Source organism: Pseudomonas sp. SB113 (assembly GCF_040754745.1).
GTDB lineage: Bacteria > Pseudomonadota > Gammaproteobacteria > Pseudomonadales > Pseudomonadaceae > Aquipseudomonas > Aquipseudomonas grimontii.
The window spans coordinates 99,565-113,227 of the sequence record NZ_JBFMHW010000001.1 but is presented as its reverse complement, the minus strand read 5'-3'; the positions used below and the strand labels follow the sequence as shown (position 1 = coordinate 113,227).

The 13,663-nt window shown below is 59.4% G+C and carries 14 protein-coding genes; 12 read left to right on the top strand and 2 right to left on the bottom strand.

Features of this window, described 5'->3' with window-relative positions:
• Positions 1–111: 111 nt before the first annotated feature.
• From tilS to ispD, 6 genes are all read left to right on the top strand, one after another.
• Positions 112–1,431: a tRNA lysidine(34) synthetase TilS gene (tilS, locus tag AB1462_RS00540; RefSeq protein ID WP_259192757.1), complete on the top strand. Its 1,320-nt coding sequence runs from the start codon at positions 112–114 to the stop codon at positions 1,429–1,431.
• Between the two features lie 273 nt (positions 1,432–1,704).
• Entirely contained in the window at positions 1,705–3,336 is a 1,632-nt protein-coding gene (locus AB1462_RS00535) for a CTP synthase (protein ID WP_053137224.1), read from the top strand.
• Positions 3,337–3,341: 5 nt separating this feature from the next.
• A complete protein-coding gene (gene kdsA, locus AB1462_RS00530; RefSeq protein ID WP_010212442.1) occupies positions 3,342–4,187 on the top strand; it encodes a 3-deoxy-8-phosphooctulonate synthase in 846 nt (281 codons plus the stop codon).
• Positions 4,188–4,344: 157 nt separating this feature from the next.
• The gene (eno, locus tag AB1462_RS00525; protein ID WP_027604464.1) at positions 4,345–5,634 is read left to right on the top strand and encodes a phosphopyruvate hydratase; all 1,290 of its coding nucleotides are present in this window, start codon (positions 4,345–4,347) and stop codon (positions 5,632–5,634) included.
• 183 nt (positions 5,635–5,817) lie between these two features.
• Positions 5,818–6,096 (top strand): cell division protein FtsB, encoded by a 279-nt coding sequence (gene ftsB, locus AB1462_RS00520; protein ID WP_003172294.1) that lies wholly within the window; start codon positions 5,818–5,820, stop codon positions 6,094–6,096.
• Positions 6,093–6,797, top strand: coding sequence for a 2-C-methyl-D-erythritol 4-phosphate cytidylyltransferase (gene ispD, locus AB1462_RS00515; RefSeq protein ID WP_367245965.1), 705 nt, complete (start codon positions 6,093–6,095; stop codon positions 6,795–6,797). Before ftsB ends, ispD begins: the two co-directional genes overlap by 4 nt.
• A gap of 123 nt (positions 6,798–6,920) precedes the next feature.
• Here the strand turns inward: ispD and AB1462_RS00510 are convergent, their stop codons facing one another.
• Both AB1462_RS00510 and AB1462_RS00505 read right to left on the bottom strand, forming a co-directional pair.
• Complete coding sequence (locus tag AB1462_RS00510) at positions 6,921–7,379, bottom strand: hypothetical protein (RefSeq protein WP_367245964.1); 459 nt, start codon at positions 7,377–7,379, stop codon at positions 6,921–6,923.
• A 157-nt stretch (positions 7,380–7,536) separates the two neighbouring features.
• Positions 7,537–8,439 carry a LysR substrate-binding domain-containing protein gene (locus tag AB1462_RS00505; protein ID WP_259192753.1) on the bottom strand — a complete coding sequence of 301 codons (903 nt, stop codon included), beginning with the start codon at positions 8,437–8,439 and terminating at the stop codon, positions 7,537–7,539.
• 108 nt (positions 8,440–8,547) lie between these two features.
• Here AB1462_RS00505 and AB1462_RS00500 point away from each other — a divergent pair, with 108 nt between their 5' ends.
• The 6 genes from AB1462_RS00500 (at position 8,548) to AB1462_RS00475 (ending at position 13,593) form a co-directional block, all read left to right on the top strand.
• Positions 8,548–9,660: an S-(hydroxymethyl)glutathione dehydrogenase/class III alcohol dehydrogenase gene (locus tag AB1462_RS00500; RefSeq protein WP_090408476.1), complete on the top strand. Its 1,113-nt coding sequence runs from the start codon at positions 8,548–8,550 to the stop codon at positions 9,658–9,660.
• A 90-nt stretch (positions 9,661–9,750) separates the two neighbouring features.
• Complete coding sequence (gene fghA / locus AB1462_RS00495) at positions 9,751–10,596, top strand: S-formylglutathione hydrolase (protein ID WP_367245962.1); 846 nt, start codon at positions 9,751–9,753, stop codon at positions 10,594–10,596.
• Between the two features lie 54 nt (positions 10,597–10,650).
• Entirely contained in the window at positions 10,651–11,124 is a 474-nt protein-coding gene (ispF, locus tag AB1462_RS00490; RefSeq protein ID WP_012722614.1) for a 2-C-methyl-D-erythritol 2,4-cyclodiphosphate synthase, read from the top strand.
• Positions 11,121–12,179: a tRNA pseudouridine(13) synthase TruD gene (gene truD / locus AB1462_RS00485; RefSeq protein WP_259192748.1), complete on the top strand. Its 1,059-nt coding sequence runs from the start codon at positions 11,121–11,123 to the stop codon at positions 12,177–12,179. The genes ispF and truD overlap by 4 nt, the downstream gene beginning before the upstream one ends.
• Positions 12,167–12,916, top strand: coding sequence for a 5'/3'-nucleotidase SurE (gene surE / locus AB1462_RS00480; protein WP_367245961.1), 750 nt, complete (start codon positions 12,167–12,169; stop codon positions 12,914–12,916). The genes truD and surE overlap by 13 nt, the downstream gene beginning before the upstream one ends.
• A 41-nt stretch (positions 12,917–12,957) precedes the next feature.
• Positions 12,958–13,593, top strand: a complete 636-nt coding sequence (locus tag AB1462_RS00475) for a protein-L-isoaspartate(D-aspartate) O-methyltransferase (RefSeq protein WP_169899534.1) — start codon at positions 12,958–12,960, stop codon at positions 13,591–13,593.
• Positions 13,594–13,663 lie beyond the last annotated feature (70 nt).

Here is a 13,663-nt window from a genome sequence, read left to right as displayed (position 1 = left end):
TCAGTCACTGTATTCACTGGCTGATGCTCCGCTATCGGGGGCAAGCCCCCTCCCACATTAGCTTTGTGTATGCTTGGCTTGGGTATTCCAGATTTGCGGCGGTAACCTGTGATGAAACCGACTTTATCCGCCAAACTCCTGCACGCCCTAGCCCCCTGGCGCAACGCCCTGGCCTGGCATATCGCGTTCTCCGGCGGTCTTGACTCCACCGTCCTGCTGCACCTCCTCGCCTCCCTGGCCAAAACCGAAAATTTCCCGCCGCTCGACGCTGTCCATGTCCACCATGGCCTGCAAGCCGCCGCCGACACCTGGCCGAGCCATTGCCAGTCCATTTGCGACAGGCTGGGCGTGCCCCTGCGCGTAATGCGTGTGCATGTGCAGCCCGGCGCCAGCCTTGAGCGTGCAGCGCGTGATGCGCGTTACCGGGTGTTTACCGAGATGATCGGGGCAGGGGGGGTGTTGCTCACAGGCCAGCATCGCGACGATCAGGCTGAAACCCTGCTGTTTCGCCTGTTGCGCGGGGCCGGCGTGCGGGGGGCGGCGGCAATGCCTGTGCACCGTCCATTGGCGGGTGGCCATTTGGTGCGGCCGTTGCTGGATGTCTCGCGTGCCGAGTTGGAAGCCTATGCCGCTGATCATCAACTCAAGTGGATTGAAGATCCTTCCAATGCCGATCCACGCTTCTCCCGTAATTACCTGCGTCACTGCGTGATCCCGACGCTGACGGCGCGTTGGCCCCAAGCCGTCTCCAGCCTGGCCCGCACTGCCGACCATCTTGGTGAGGCGCAAGCTTTACTGGGTGAGTTAGCCTGCATGGACCTGCAAGTCGCCGATCAACCTTCACGGTTTCCTTGGCTGGTTTTGCCTTCATTGGCTCTTGACCCACTGCGCGAACTTTCCGATGCGCGTCAGCGCAACGTCCTGCGCCATTGGCTGGCGCCGCTGACCCGTTTACCCGACAGCGACCACTGGGCTGGCTGGTATTCCCTACGCGATGCCAAGGGCGACGCACAGCCCTTATGGCGTCTGGCCGATGGGGAATTGCACCGTTGTGGCGAACGCATCTGGTGGTTGCCTCACGCCTGGTCGGAATTTTCCCACGCGTCGGTGAGCTGGCCTCGCCCGCAAAACCCACTAGAGTTACCCGGCAATGGCCTGCTGGAAATTATCGGCAAGGTGCCCGAAGGCCCGCTGGAGGTTCGTTATCGCCAGGGCGGCGAAATGCTTGAAGTACCAGGCCGAGGCCGGCGTGACTTGAAGCGCCTGCTTAATGAACATGGAGTGCCGGGCTTCGTCCGTGGCAGATTGCCGCTGCTGTACCGGGGCGAGCAATTGCTCGGCGTGCCCAACCTCATTGGACTCTGGGCCGCACCGAATGAAGGCTGGCAATTACATTGGATGCCACAGAGCTGCGATCAAGGTTTGAGCTGATAGAGCCTTTCCGGTAGACTACGCTCCCTTCTTGATACAACTTCTGTGGATTCGCCTGAATCGCAGCAGTTGCCGATTACCAAGCAGTCTTTGCTGGGCGATTCCAAAAAATGTGTAGCGATCAACGTACCGGCGTTTCATTGCTGGTCTGTCACAACGCGGCGGTTTTTTTGAAAGGTGCACTGTGATTAATGCAGGTGATCGGGGGCTTCGGCCTCTCTTCGCTTTCCCCGGCGGCTCGGACCGCTTTAACGCAGACTTCTAGGGTTTTTCATGACGCGCTACATATTCGTCACGGGCGGTGTTGTTTCTTCATTGGGGAAAGGCATTGCCTCCGCTTCATTGGCGGCCATCCTGGAGGCGCGGGGGCTTAAAGTCACCATGCTCAAGCTGGACCCGTACATCAACGTCGACCCGGGCACCATGAGCCCGTTCCAGCACGGTGAAGTGTTCGTCACACACGACGGCGCCGAGACCGACCTGGACCTGGGCCATTACGAGCGGTTCATCCGCACGACCATGACCCAGAACAACAACTTCACCACTGGCCGTGTCTACGAGCACGTGCTGCGCAAAGAGCGCCGTGGTGACTACCTGGGTGCAACCATCCAGGTGATCCCGCACATCACCGACGAAATCAAGCGCCGCATCATCAAGGGTGCAGGCGATGCCGACGTGGCGATGGTCGAGATCGGTGGCACCGTGGGTGACATCGAATCCCAACCGTTCCTCGAAGCCATCCGCCAGTTGCGTTTCGAAGTCGGCGCCAAGCGCGCGATGCTGATGCACCTCACCTTGGTGCCGTACATCGCCACCGCTGGCGAAACCAAAACCAAGCCTACCCAGCACTCGGTCAAGGAACTGCGTTCCATCGGCCTGCAGCCGGACGTGCTGGTGTGCCGCTCCGATCACCCGATCGATATTTCCTCGCGTCGCAAGATCGCGCAGTTCACCAACGTTGAAGAACGTGCGGTGATCGCCCTGGAAGACGCCGACACCATCTACAAGATCCCGGGCATCCTGCATTCGCAAGGCCTGGATGATTTTGTGGTCGAGCGTTTCGGCCTGCAATGCAACGGCGCGGACCTGTCCGAGTGGGAAGCCGTGGTTGACGCCAAGCTCAACCCTGAGCACGAAGTCACCATCGCCATGGTCGGCAAGTACATGGAACTGCTGGATGCGTACAAGTCGCTGATCGAGGCGATGAGCCACGCGGGCATCAGCAACCGTACCAAGGTCAACCTGCGCTACATCGATTCCGAAGACATCGAGAACCAGGGCACCGCGCTGCTCGAAGGTGTCGATGCGATCCTCGTTCCAGGCGGTTTCGGCCTGCGTGGCGTGGAAGGCAAGATCACTGCCGTGCAGTATGCTCGCGAGAACAAGGTGCCGTACCTGGGCATCTGCCTGGGCATGCAAGTGGCCGTTATTGAATTCGCCCGTAACGTGATGGGCTGGAAAGACGCCAACTCCACCGAGTTCGACAGCAAGAGCGGCCACCCGGTCGTGGGCTTGATCACCGAGTGGGAAGACGCCACCGGCGCCGTCGAAACCCGTACCGAAAGCTCCGACCTGGGCGGCACCATGCGCCTTGGCGCGCAAGACTGCCTGCTGGAGCCGGGTTCCCTGGTTCACGATTGCTACGGCAAGGACGTGATCGTCGAGCGTCACCGTCACCGCTACGAAGTGAACAATAACCTGCTACCGCAAATCAAAGAGGCTGGCCTGAAGATCTCCGGTCGCTCGGGTGATGGCGCGCTGGTTGAAGTGGTCGAGGCCCCGGATCATCCATGGTTCGTCGCTTGCCAGTTCCACCCTGAGTTCACCTCGACACCGCGCGACGGTCACCCACTGTTCAGCGGTTTCGTCAAAGCCGCACTGACGCAACATCAGAAGAAGGCGTAAACCTGATGGCCCAGAAGATCATTCGCGTAGGCGACATCGAGATTGCCAACGACAAGCCCATGGTGTTGTTCGGCGGCATGAACGTGCTGGAAAGCCGTGACATGGCGATGCAGGTCTGTGAAGAGTACGTAAAGGTTACCGAGAAACTGGGTATCCCTTACGTGTTCAAGGCCAGCTTCGACAAGGCCAACCGTTCGTCCGTGACCTCCTATCGCGGCCCGGGCCTTGAAGAAGGCATGCGGATCTTCCAGGACATCAAGCAAGCCTTCGGCGTGCCGATCATCACCGACGTCCACGAGCCTGAACAGGCTGCCGTGGTCGCCGAGGTGTGCGACATCATCCAGTTGCCGGCCTTCCTGTCGCGCCAGACCGACCTGGTCGTTGCGATGGCCAAGACCGGTGCGGTGATCAATATCAAGAAAGCCCAGTTCCTTGCACCTCAGGAAATGAAACACATCCTGAACAAGTGCGTGGAAGCGGGTAACGACCAGTTGATCCTCTGCGAGCGTGGTTCTAGCTTCGGCTACAACAACCTCGTGGTGGACATGCTCGGTTTCGGCATCATGAAACAGTTCGAATACCCGGTGTTCTTCGACGTGACCCACGCGCTGCAAATGCCTGGTGGTCGCGCCGACTCTGCCGGTGGGCGCCGTGCCCAGGTACTGGACCTGGCCAAGGCCGGCATCAGCCAGTCCCTGGCTGGCCTGTTCCTGGAAGCCCACCCGGACCCGGATAACGCCAAATGCGACGGTCCCTGCGCCCTGCGCCTGGACAAGTTGGAACCATTCCTGGCCCAACTCAAGCAGTTGGACGAACTGGTCAAGAGTTTTCCGACAGTAGAGACCGCGTAACTGCCATTTCTCCGGTAAAGTATCCCACGCTAAATGCTCAGGCCCTCGGGCCTGAGCCTTGTCGCCTGCAAGCCTGCCCCGTTGTTCCACCCTTGCGGTCGGTCAAAAGATTTCCTTCAGCTGCGTCGTTTTCGTCAACTTTGGAGTGTTTACAACAATGGCAAAAATCGTCGACATCAAAGGTCGTGAAGTTCTCGACTCCCGTGGCAACCCCACCGTCGAAGCCGACGTGCTTCTCGATAACGGCATCATCGGCAGCGCCTGCGCGCCGTCCGGTGCTTCCACAGGTTCGCGCGAAGCGCTGGAACTGCGTGATGGCGACAAGAGCCGTTACCTGGGTAAGGGTGTCCTCAAGGCTGTAGCCAACATCAACGGCCCGATCCGTGACCTGCTGCTGGGCAAAGACCCGCTGGACCAGAAAGCCCTGGACCACGCGATGATCAAGCTCGACGGTACTGAAAACAAAGGCAGCCTCGGCGCCAACGCCATCCTCGCCGTGTCCCTGGCTGCTGCCAAGGCCGCCGCCCAGGACCAGGACCTGCCACTGTACGCCCACATTGCCAACCTGAACGGTACCCCGGGTGTCTACTCGATGCCGGTTCCGATGATGAACATCATCAACGGTGGCGAGCATGCCGATAACAACGTCGACATCCAGGAATTCATGGTGCAGCCGGTCGGCGCCAAGACCTTCTCCGAAGGCCTGCGCATGGGCACCGAGATTTTCCATCACCTCAAAGCCGTGCTGAAGGCCCGTGGCCTGAGCACTGCCGTGGGTGACGAAGGTGGTTTCGCGCCGAACCTGGCGTCCAACGAAGATGCACTGAAAGTGATCTCCGAAGCCGTGGCTAACGCTGGCTACACACTGGGCACCGACGTGACCCTGGCCCTGGACTGCGCCGCCAGCGAGTTCTACGAAGATGGCAAATACAACCTGTCCGGCGAAGGCCAGGTGTTCAACTCCGAAGGTTTTGCCGACTACCTCAAGGGCCTGACCCAGCGCTACCCGATCATCTCGATCGAAGACGGCCTGGACGAGTCCGACTGGGATGGCTGGAAGATCCTCACCGACAAGATCGGCGAAAAAGTCCAACTGGTAGGTGACGACTTGTTCGTGACCAACACCAAGATCCTGAAAGAAGGCATCGACAAAAAGATCGCCAACTCGATCCTGATCAAGTTCAATCAGATCGGCACCCTGACCGAAACCCTGGAAGCCATCCAGATGGCCAAGGCTGCGGGCTACACCGCCGTGATCTCCCACCGCTCCGGCGAAACCGAAGATTCGACCATCGCCGACCTGGCCGTGGGCACTTCGGCGGGCCAGATCAAGACCGGCTCCCTGTGCCGTTCTGACCGTGTGTCCAAGTACAACCAATTGCTGCGTATCGAAGAGCAACTGGCCGGCAAAGCCAAGTACAACGGTCGCGGCGAGTTTCGCGGCTGATCGCTACTTGATGGTAAGGCATGGTAAAAAGTCGGCGGATTGCGTCGGAAAATTCACGATAGTGAACATTTCGACGCTAATCTGATGGCTATCAAGCACAAGCCTGGTTCTTCCAGGCTTCGTGCTATCAGTTGCTGTAAAAGTTTTGCATGGCGTCTTTTTTCACTGGATACCCGATATTCGATGCGCAGTCCCAATTGGTTGTTCCTCGTCTTGCTCTTGTTGCTGGCTGGCCTGCAGTACCGCCTATGGGTGGGTAATGGCAGCTTTGCGCAAGTAAAAGACCTGACCCAGCAAATTGCCGACCAGCACGCCGAGAACGAACGCCTGCTGGAACGCAACCGCGTCCTCGATGCCGAAGTGCTTGAGCTGAAAAAAGGTACCGAGACCGTTGAAGAGCGGGCCCGTCATGAGTTGGGCATGGTCAAGGAGGGCGAAACCCTCTACCAGTTGGCCCAATGAACCATTGTTTGCCGGCCTTCTGGGCCGTGATACCTGCCGCGGGCGTCGGTGCCCGTATGGCCGCGGACCGTCCCAAGCAATACTTGCAGTTGGGCGGGCGCACTATTCTGGAACACAGCCTTGGCTGTTTTCTCGATCATCCCAACCTCAAGGGGTTGGTGGTCAGTCTTGCTGCTGATGACCCGTATTGGCCAAGCCTGGCATGTGCCGCTGACCCGCGTATCGTGCGTGCGGACGGTGGTTCGGAACGCTCGGGCTCGGTGCTCAATGCGTTGCTGCAACTCAATGCCCTGGGCGCCAGCGATGACGATTGGGTGCTGGTCCACGATGCGGCGCGGCCGAATCTGAGTCGCGATGATCTGGATAAGTTGCTCACCGAACTGGCGGACGACCCGGTCGGCGGTCTGCTGGCCGTGCCGGCCCGCGATACCCTCAAGCGTGTCGACAAGCATGGTCGTGTGGTCGAGACCGTCGACCGCAGTCTGATCTGGCAGGCCTATACGCCGCAGATGTTCCGCCTGGGTGCGCTGCATCGCGCCTTGGCCGACAGTCTGGTGGCCGATGCGGTGATCACCGATGAAGCCTCGGCCATGGAGTGGTCAGGACAGGCGCCGCGTTTGATCGAAGGACGGTCGGACAATATCAAGGTGACCCGGCCGGAAGACCTGGAGTGGCTGCGGTTGCGCTGGGCTAACCGGTGATAATGCCTGTTTGAGGGCGTCACCAGTCGCTGATTTTTTCGTGTGGGCTGATGCTGGCAATTGATTTACGGTGCCCATACAACATTTATGGGCACGGAAACGCGGCAGTTTTAGGGCGCTGTATTAAGTCTTTCTGACGTTGAAGTGCATGACCACATTAAGTTCATAGCCATCTCGGGAAAGTTTACAAGTTATACGACCTTTTATTTCTCGATCTGTAACTTCCAGGTTTACATTGCCGCTTGTGATTTCGGCTGGGCCTTGCGTTGTATAAAAAACTTCAAAATGAAAGGTGTCGTTTTCGAGTAAATCGAAATCGCCGCTCTCAAATGGTTTTTGATACGACAAAAGCCCGGCAGATAAGCCGTAGGGATGCATGCCAATGGTTGGAAGGGCCAAAATGATAATAATCTGTTCACGATCCATGTCATGACGTTCGAACCATATGTCCTCGGCCACAACTTGCTCGTTGAGTGTAAAGGTCGCGTTGGCTGCCCCCTCGGTTTTTTTGCCATGCCGTTTTTTTTGGGCGAGGCTCCGATTAAACTGCTCTATGATCCGTTCTTTGTCGTCGTTGTTCATCGCGGGTTACCTATCTAATTAAATGAGGTACTCCTGCCAGCTTATGACTATTTAATTAAATTTCTTGCTTCAACAAGCGTGGTAAGAGAATGATAAGGGAAACACTGTCGGTTTATGAGCACAACTGTCATTGTTGACAGTTGTGCTTGGCATATAATTATGTTTGCGAACAGTACTCTGCTCTATTTGAGAGTCCCTCTTTCAGGAAATCCACCAACTTCCTGACCTTCGGCGACAAGTGCCGTTGTTGCGGATACAGCCCCCACACCGCCGTATTCGGTGGCTGATGCGCCTCCAGCAGCGACACCAGCGCGCCGCTGTGCAGATGCTCCAGTACGTAATAGTCCGGCAGTTGGCACAATCCCACCCCTTGCAACGCCGCATCCAACACCGCTTGCCCACTGTTGCAGCGCCAGTTGCCTTGCACTCGCTGGGAAAATTCCCTCCCGTCCTGAGCCAGTTGCCAAATGTCCGAGCTGCCGATCAGGCAATTATGCCGACTCAATTCCGACAAACTATGTGGCCGACCATACCGGGCCAGGTAGGACGGCGACGCGCACAGGTACATGCGCCGAGGCGCGAGGCGGCTGGCGACCATGCGCGAATCCTGCAATCGCCCCAGGCGAATCGCCAGGTCGAGTCCTTCGTGCACCAGATCCAATTGACGGTTGCTCAGTTCGATGTCCACCCGCAATTGCGGGTACAGGCCCATGAACCGCGTCACCAGTGGCACGATAAACCGCTCGCCATAGGCCACCGCGCAGGTCATGCGCAACATGCCTTTCGGTTCGCTGGTGAGGTCACCCACGGCGCGCAGGGCTTCTTCGCGGCCGTCCTGTAGGCGCTGGCAATGTTGCAGAAAGGTCTGACCCGCTTCAGTCAGCGTCACCTTACGGGTACTGCGATACAGCAAACGCGTTTGCAGGCGCTCTTCCAGGCGCGCCACCTGGCGGCTGATGTGGGACGAAGACACACCCAGCCGCTCGGCAGCCGCGGTAAATTGGCTGCATTCGGCGACGGCAACGAATTCGTCGATACCTTCCCAGCGGTTTTCCAACATTATGATTGTCCCTATACAGCAATAATGTTTTGCTTTTGGCTGGATTATTAATCAAAGAGGCATGTTTTACACTGTTGTTCTCAATTTTCAGCCCCTGGAGAAACCCGGATGATCAAGTCACGCGCAGCTGTCGCCTTTGAAGCTAAAAAACCACTGGAGATCGTCGAAGTGGATGTGGCCATGCCCAAGGCGGGCGAAGTCCTGCTGCGCGTGGTGGCCTCCGGCGTTTGCCACACCGATGCCTACACCCTGTCCGGCGCTGACCCGGAAGGCATCTTCCCGTCCATCCTTGGCCATGAAGGCGGTGCGGTGGTCGAAGCCATCGGCGAGGGCGTGACTTCGGTGGCGGTAGGCGACCATGTGATCCCGCTGTACACCCCTGAATGCGGCAAGTGCAAATTCTGCCTGTCGGGCAAGACCAACCTGTGCCAGGCCATTCGTTCCACCCAGGGCAAAGGCCTGATGCCGGATGGCACCACGCGTTTTTCCTACAAGGGCCAGCCGATTTTCCACTACATGGGTACTTCGACCTTCTCCGAGTACACCGTGCTGCCGGAAATTTCCGTCGCCAAGATTCCAAAAGAGGCGCCGCTGGAGAAGGTCTGCCTGCTCGGCTGTGGCGTCACCACCGGCATCGGTGCGGTGATCAACACCGCCAAGGTCAAGCCGGGCGACACCGTGGCCATCTTCGGTCTCGGTGGTATCGGCCTGTCGGCCGTGATCGGTGCGGTCAAGGCCAAGGCCGGCCGTATCATTGCGATTGACATCAACCCGGCCAAGTTCGAGATCGCCAAGCAACTGGGCGCCACCGACTGCATCAACCCGAAAGACTACGACCGCCCGATCCAGGACGTGATTGTCGATTTGACCGACGGCGGCGTGGACTTTTCCTTCGAGTGCATCGGCAACGTGCAACTGATGCGTGCCGCGCTTGAGTGCTGCCACAAAGGTTGGGGCGAGTCGGTGATCATCGGCGTTGCCGGTGCCGGCCAGGAAATCTCCACGCGTCCCTTCCAACTGGTGACCGGCCGCGTCTGGCGTGGCTCGGCGTTCGGTGGCGTACGCGGCCGTACTGAGTTGCCAAGCTATGTGGAAATGGCCCAGGCCGGCGAGATCCCGCTGGACACGTTCATCACCCATACCATGGGCCTGGAGGACATTAACAAAGCGTTTGACCTGATGCATGAAGGCAAGAGCATTCGTACCGTCATTCACTTTTGAAGCAGCGGCAAGCGGCAAGCTATCAGCAGCAAGTGGGTGTACGCCTTACTTGCCGCTTGAGGCTTGCAACTTGCAGCTGGGAGCACTCCCATGACCCTGGAAAATATCTCCTGCCAGAAGAGCTTCGGCGGCTGGCATAAACGCTACAAGCATCACTCCGATGTGCTCGGCTGCGACATGACCTTTGCCGTCTACCTGCCGCCGCAAGCGGAGCAGGGCGGCAAGCTGCCGGTGCTGTACTGGCTGTCCGGCTTGACCTGCACCGATGAGAACTTCATGCAGAAAGCCGGTGCTCAGCGCATGGCCGCAGAACTGGGGCTTATCATTGTCGCGCCCGACACCAGCCCCCGTGGCCCCGGTGTGCCGGGCGACCCGGACAACGCCTGGGATTTTGGCCTGGGTGCCGGCTTCTACCTGAATGCCACCCAGGAACCTTGGGCCAAGCACTACAGGATGCATGACTACGTGGTGCAGGAATTGCCGGCGTTGGTTGAAGCGCATTTCCCGGCTTCGGACAAACGCGGCATCAGCGGCCACTCCATGGGCGGCCACGGTGCGTTGGTGTGTGCCTTGCGCAACCCCGGGCGCTACCTGTCGGTGTCGGCGTTTTCGCCGATCAATAATCCGATGGATTGCCCGTGGGGCCAGAAAGCCTTCTCCCGTTACCTGGGCGAAGAGCGTTCCAAATGGCGCGAATGGGATGCCTGCGTGCTGATCAGCGAAGCCTCGCAAAAGCTGCCGTTGCTGGTGGATCAGGGCGATCGCGACGATTTCCTCGCCGTGCAGCTCAAGCCCGAAGCCTTGCAGCAAGCGGCCAAGGCGGCGAACCATCCCCTGGAACTGCGTCTGCAGCCTGGTTACGACCACAGCTACTTCTTTATCGCCAGCTTTATCGAAGATCATTTGCGACATCATGGTCGTGCTTTGCTCGGTTAATGTGAGACAAAAGTAGGTAGAATCACGCCCTGAATTAAATCGGGGCGTTTTTTTATGCGTATTGGCCACGGCTACGATGTGCACCGTTTCGCTGAAGGCGATTTCATCACCCTGGGCGGCGTGCGCATTGCGCACCACCATGGGTTGCTGGCTCATTCCGACGGCGACGTTGTATTGCATGCCTTGAGCGATGCCTTGCTCGGTGCGGCGGCGCTGGGCGATATCGGCAAGCACTTTCCGGATACCGATCCCACCTTCAAGGGCGCGGACAGCCGTGTCTTGCTGCGCCATGTGGTCGGCCTGATCCACGCCAAAGGCTGGAAGGTCGGCAACGTCGATAACACCATCGTGGCCCAGGCGCCGAAAATGGCCCCGCATATCGAATCCATGCGCGCACTGATTGCCGCAGACCTGCAAATTGAATTGGATCAAGTCAACGTGAAAGCCACCACCACCGAAAAGCTCGGGTTCACCGGTCGTGAAGAGGGCATCGCGGTGCACTCCGTCGCCTTGTTGCTGCGCGCATGAACGACCTGCAACTGCTGGGCCCGCGTGCCTATGGCGAGGCCCTGGGCAGCGCGGTCCTGAAGGCCACTGCTGAAGATTTCCAGGTCGACGAAGTGCTCGATATTCCGCTCACCGGCGAAGGCGAGCACCTGTGGTTGTGGGTTGAGAAGCGCGGGCTCAATACTGAGGAAGCCGCGCGGCGTATCGCCAAGGCAGCTGGCGTGCCGTTGCGCACCGTCAGCTATGCCGGGCTCAAGGACCGCCAGGCGCTGACCCGGCAGTGGTTCAGCGTACAACTGCCGGGCAAGGCCGATCCGGACATGAGCAGTGCGGAAAACGACACCCTCAAGATCCTGAAAACCGCTCGCCACAAGCGCAAGCTGCAGCGTGGCGCGCACTCGGCCAACGGCTTTACCTTGCGCCTGACCCAATTGGCCGGTGATACCGCCGCCATCGACGCGCGGCTGCAATTGATTGCCCAGTACGGCATTCCCAACTATTTCGGCACCCAGCGTTTTGGCCACAACGGTGGCAATGTCGTCGATGCCCGTGAATGGGCTGCGCGCAAGGCCCTGCCGGAGCAGCGCAATGTGCGTTCGCGGTTGTTGTCCACCGCGCGCAGTTTCCTCTTCAACAAAGTATTGGCGGCACGCGTTGCCGACGGTTCCTGGCAGCGCGCGCAAGTGGGTGATCTGCTGGCGTTTACCGACAGCCGCAGCTTTTTTCCGGCGGGAGAGGCTGAGTGCAGCGACCCGCGCCTGGCGATCCTGGACCTGCACCCCACCGGGCCGCAGTGGGGCGAGGGTGATTCTCCGGCGACGGGCGCCACGTTTGAGTTGGAGCAGGCGGTTGCCGCCGGGGAAGCCGACCTGCGTGATTGGCTGGTGAATGCCGGCATGAGCCAGGAACGTCGCATTCTGCGACTGCCCATTGGCGGGTTGACGTGGCATTATCCCGGGCCTGACATTCTGCAATTGGAATTCGTCCTGCCGGCCGGATGCTTCGCCACTGTCTTGGTGCGCGAGCTTGTTGATCTGGTGCCGGTGGGGCAGACGGACAGCCCATGCGTATTCTGATATCAAACGATGACGGTGCCACCGCACCCGGTCTTGCCGCGCTCTATGCTGCGCTGGAAGATTACGCCGAGTGCGTGGTGGTTGCCCCCGACCAGGACAAGAGCGGCGCCAGCAGTTCGCTGACGCTCGACCGTCCGCTGCACCCGCAGGTTCTGGCCAATGGCTTCATCAGTGTGAACGGCACCCCCACCGACTGCGTGCACCTGGCGATCAACAGCTTGTTGGATCAGGAGCCGGACCTGGTGGTGTCGGGCATCAACCTCGGCGCCAACCTGGGCGACGACGTGCTGTATTCCGGCACGGTGGCGGCGGCGCTTGAAGGGCGCTTCCTCGGCCGGACCTCGTTTGCGTTTTCGTTGGCATCGCGCCAACTGGACAACCTGCCCACCGCGGCCTATTTCGCGCGCAAGCTGGTGGAGGCCCATGGCTCCCTGGACCTGCCACCGCGCACGGTGCTCAGCGTCAACATTCCCAATTTGCCCCTCGACCACATTCGCGGCATCCAGCTTACGCGCCTGGGCCATCGTGCCCGTGCGGCAGCGCCGTTAAAGGTGGTCGACCCGCGTGGCAAGGAAGGCTATTGGATCGCGGCTGCGGGTGATGCCGAAGACGGTGGCCCAGGCACGGACTTTCACGCGGTGATGCAAGGCTATGTGTCGATTACCCCATTGCAACTTGATCGCACCTTCAGTGATGCCTTCAGTGGTCTCGATGGCTGGCTGGAGGGGCTGCGCTGATGGCTCGTGAACAAGACGACCTGCTGCGCCGGGGCATCGGGATGACCTCCCAGCGCACCCGTGAGCGTTTGATCCAGCGCCTGTACGAAGAGGGGCTTTCCAACGCCCAGGTGTTGGAAGTGATCCGGCGTACGCCTCGGCACCTCTTTGTCGACGAGGCCTTGGCCCATCGTGCCTATGAAGACACGGCATTGCCCATCGGCCATAACCAGACCATCTCCCAGCCTTATATGGTTGCGCGCATGAGTGAGCTGCTGCTGGCGGCGGGACCGTTGGACAAGGTGCTGGAGATCGGCACCGGTTCCGGCTACCAGACGGCCGTGCTGTCGCAACTGGTGGAGCGGGTGTTCTCGGTGGAGCGCATCAAGGTGCTGCAGGATCGCGCCAAGGAACGCCTGGTGGAGTTGAACCTGCGTAACGTGGTATTCCGCTGGGGCGATGGTTGGGAGGGTTGGCCGGCACTGGCACCTTACAACGGGATTATCGTCACGGCCGTGGCCACCGATGTGCCCCAAGCGCTGCTCGACCAGTTGGCCCCGGGGGGGCGCCTGGTCATTCCGGTGGGATCCGGTGAAGTGCAACAATTGATGCTTATTGTCCGTGAAGACGACGGTTTTTCCCGGCATGTACTGGGCGCCGTGCGCTTTGTTCCGTTGCTCAATGGCCCGCTGGCCTGATCATTTTTCGCTGGCAGTGAATTCTGTTGGTGAGGATGTGTCTTACGGCGGGGTCTATCAAGTCAACATG

Coding starts and splice junctions, on each gene's coding strand:
- ispF (WP_012722614.1), top strand. CDS start 10,651: ATGCGTATTGGCCACGGCTACGATGTGCACCGTTTCGCTGAAGGCGAT.
- AB1462_RS00510 (WP_367245964.1), bottom strand. CDS start 7,379: ATGAACAACGACGACAAAGAACGGATCATAGAGCAGTTTAATCGGAGC.
- AB1462_RS00505 (WP_259192753.1), bottom strand. CDS start 8,439: ATGTTGGAAAACCGCTGGGAAGGTATCGACGAATTCGTTGCCGTCGCC.
- fghA (WP_367245962.1), top strand. CDS start 9,751: ATGACCCTGGAAAATATCTCCTGCCAGAAGAGCTTCGGCGGCTGGCAT.
- truD (WP_259192748.1), top strand. CDS start 11,121: ATGAACGACCTGCAACTGCTGGGCCCGCGTGCCTATGGCGAGGCCCTG.
- AB1462_RS00475 (WP_169899534.1), top strand. CDS start 12,958: ATGACCTCCCAGCGCACCCGTGAGCGTTTGATCCAGCGCCTGTACGAA.
- kdsA (WP_010212442.1), top strand. CDS start 3,342: ATGGCCCAGAAGATCATTCGCGTAGGCGACATCGAGATTGCCAACGAC.
- AB1462_RS00500 (WP_090408476.1), top strand. CDS start 8,548: ATGATCAAGTCACGCGCAGCTGTCGCCTTTGAAGCTAAAAAACCACTG.
- ispD (WP_367245965.1), top strand. CDS start 6,093: ATGAACCATTGTTTGCCGGCCTTCTGGGCCGTGATACCTGCCGCGGGC.
- AB1462_RS00535 (WP_053137224.1), top strand. CDS start 1,705: ATGACGCGCTACATATTCGTCACGGGCGGTGTTGTTTCTTCATTGGGG.
- surE (WP_367245961.1), top strand. CDS start 12,167: ATGCGTATTCTGATATCAAACGATGACGGTGCCACCGCACCCGGTCTT.
- tilS (WP_259192757.1), top strand. CDS start 112: ATGAAACCGACTTTATCCGCCAAACTCCTGCACGCCCTAGCCCCCTGG.
- ftsB (WP_003172294.1), top strand. CDS start 5,818: ATGCGCAGTCCCAATTGGTTGTTCCTCGTCTTGCTCTTGTTGCTGGCT.
- eno (WP_027604464.1), top strand. CDS start 4,345: ATGGCAAAAATCGTCGACATCAAAGGTCGTGAAGTTCTCGACTCCCGT.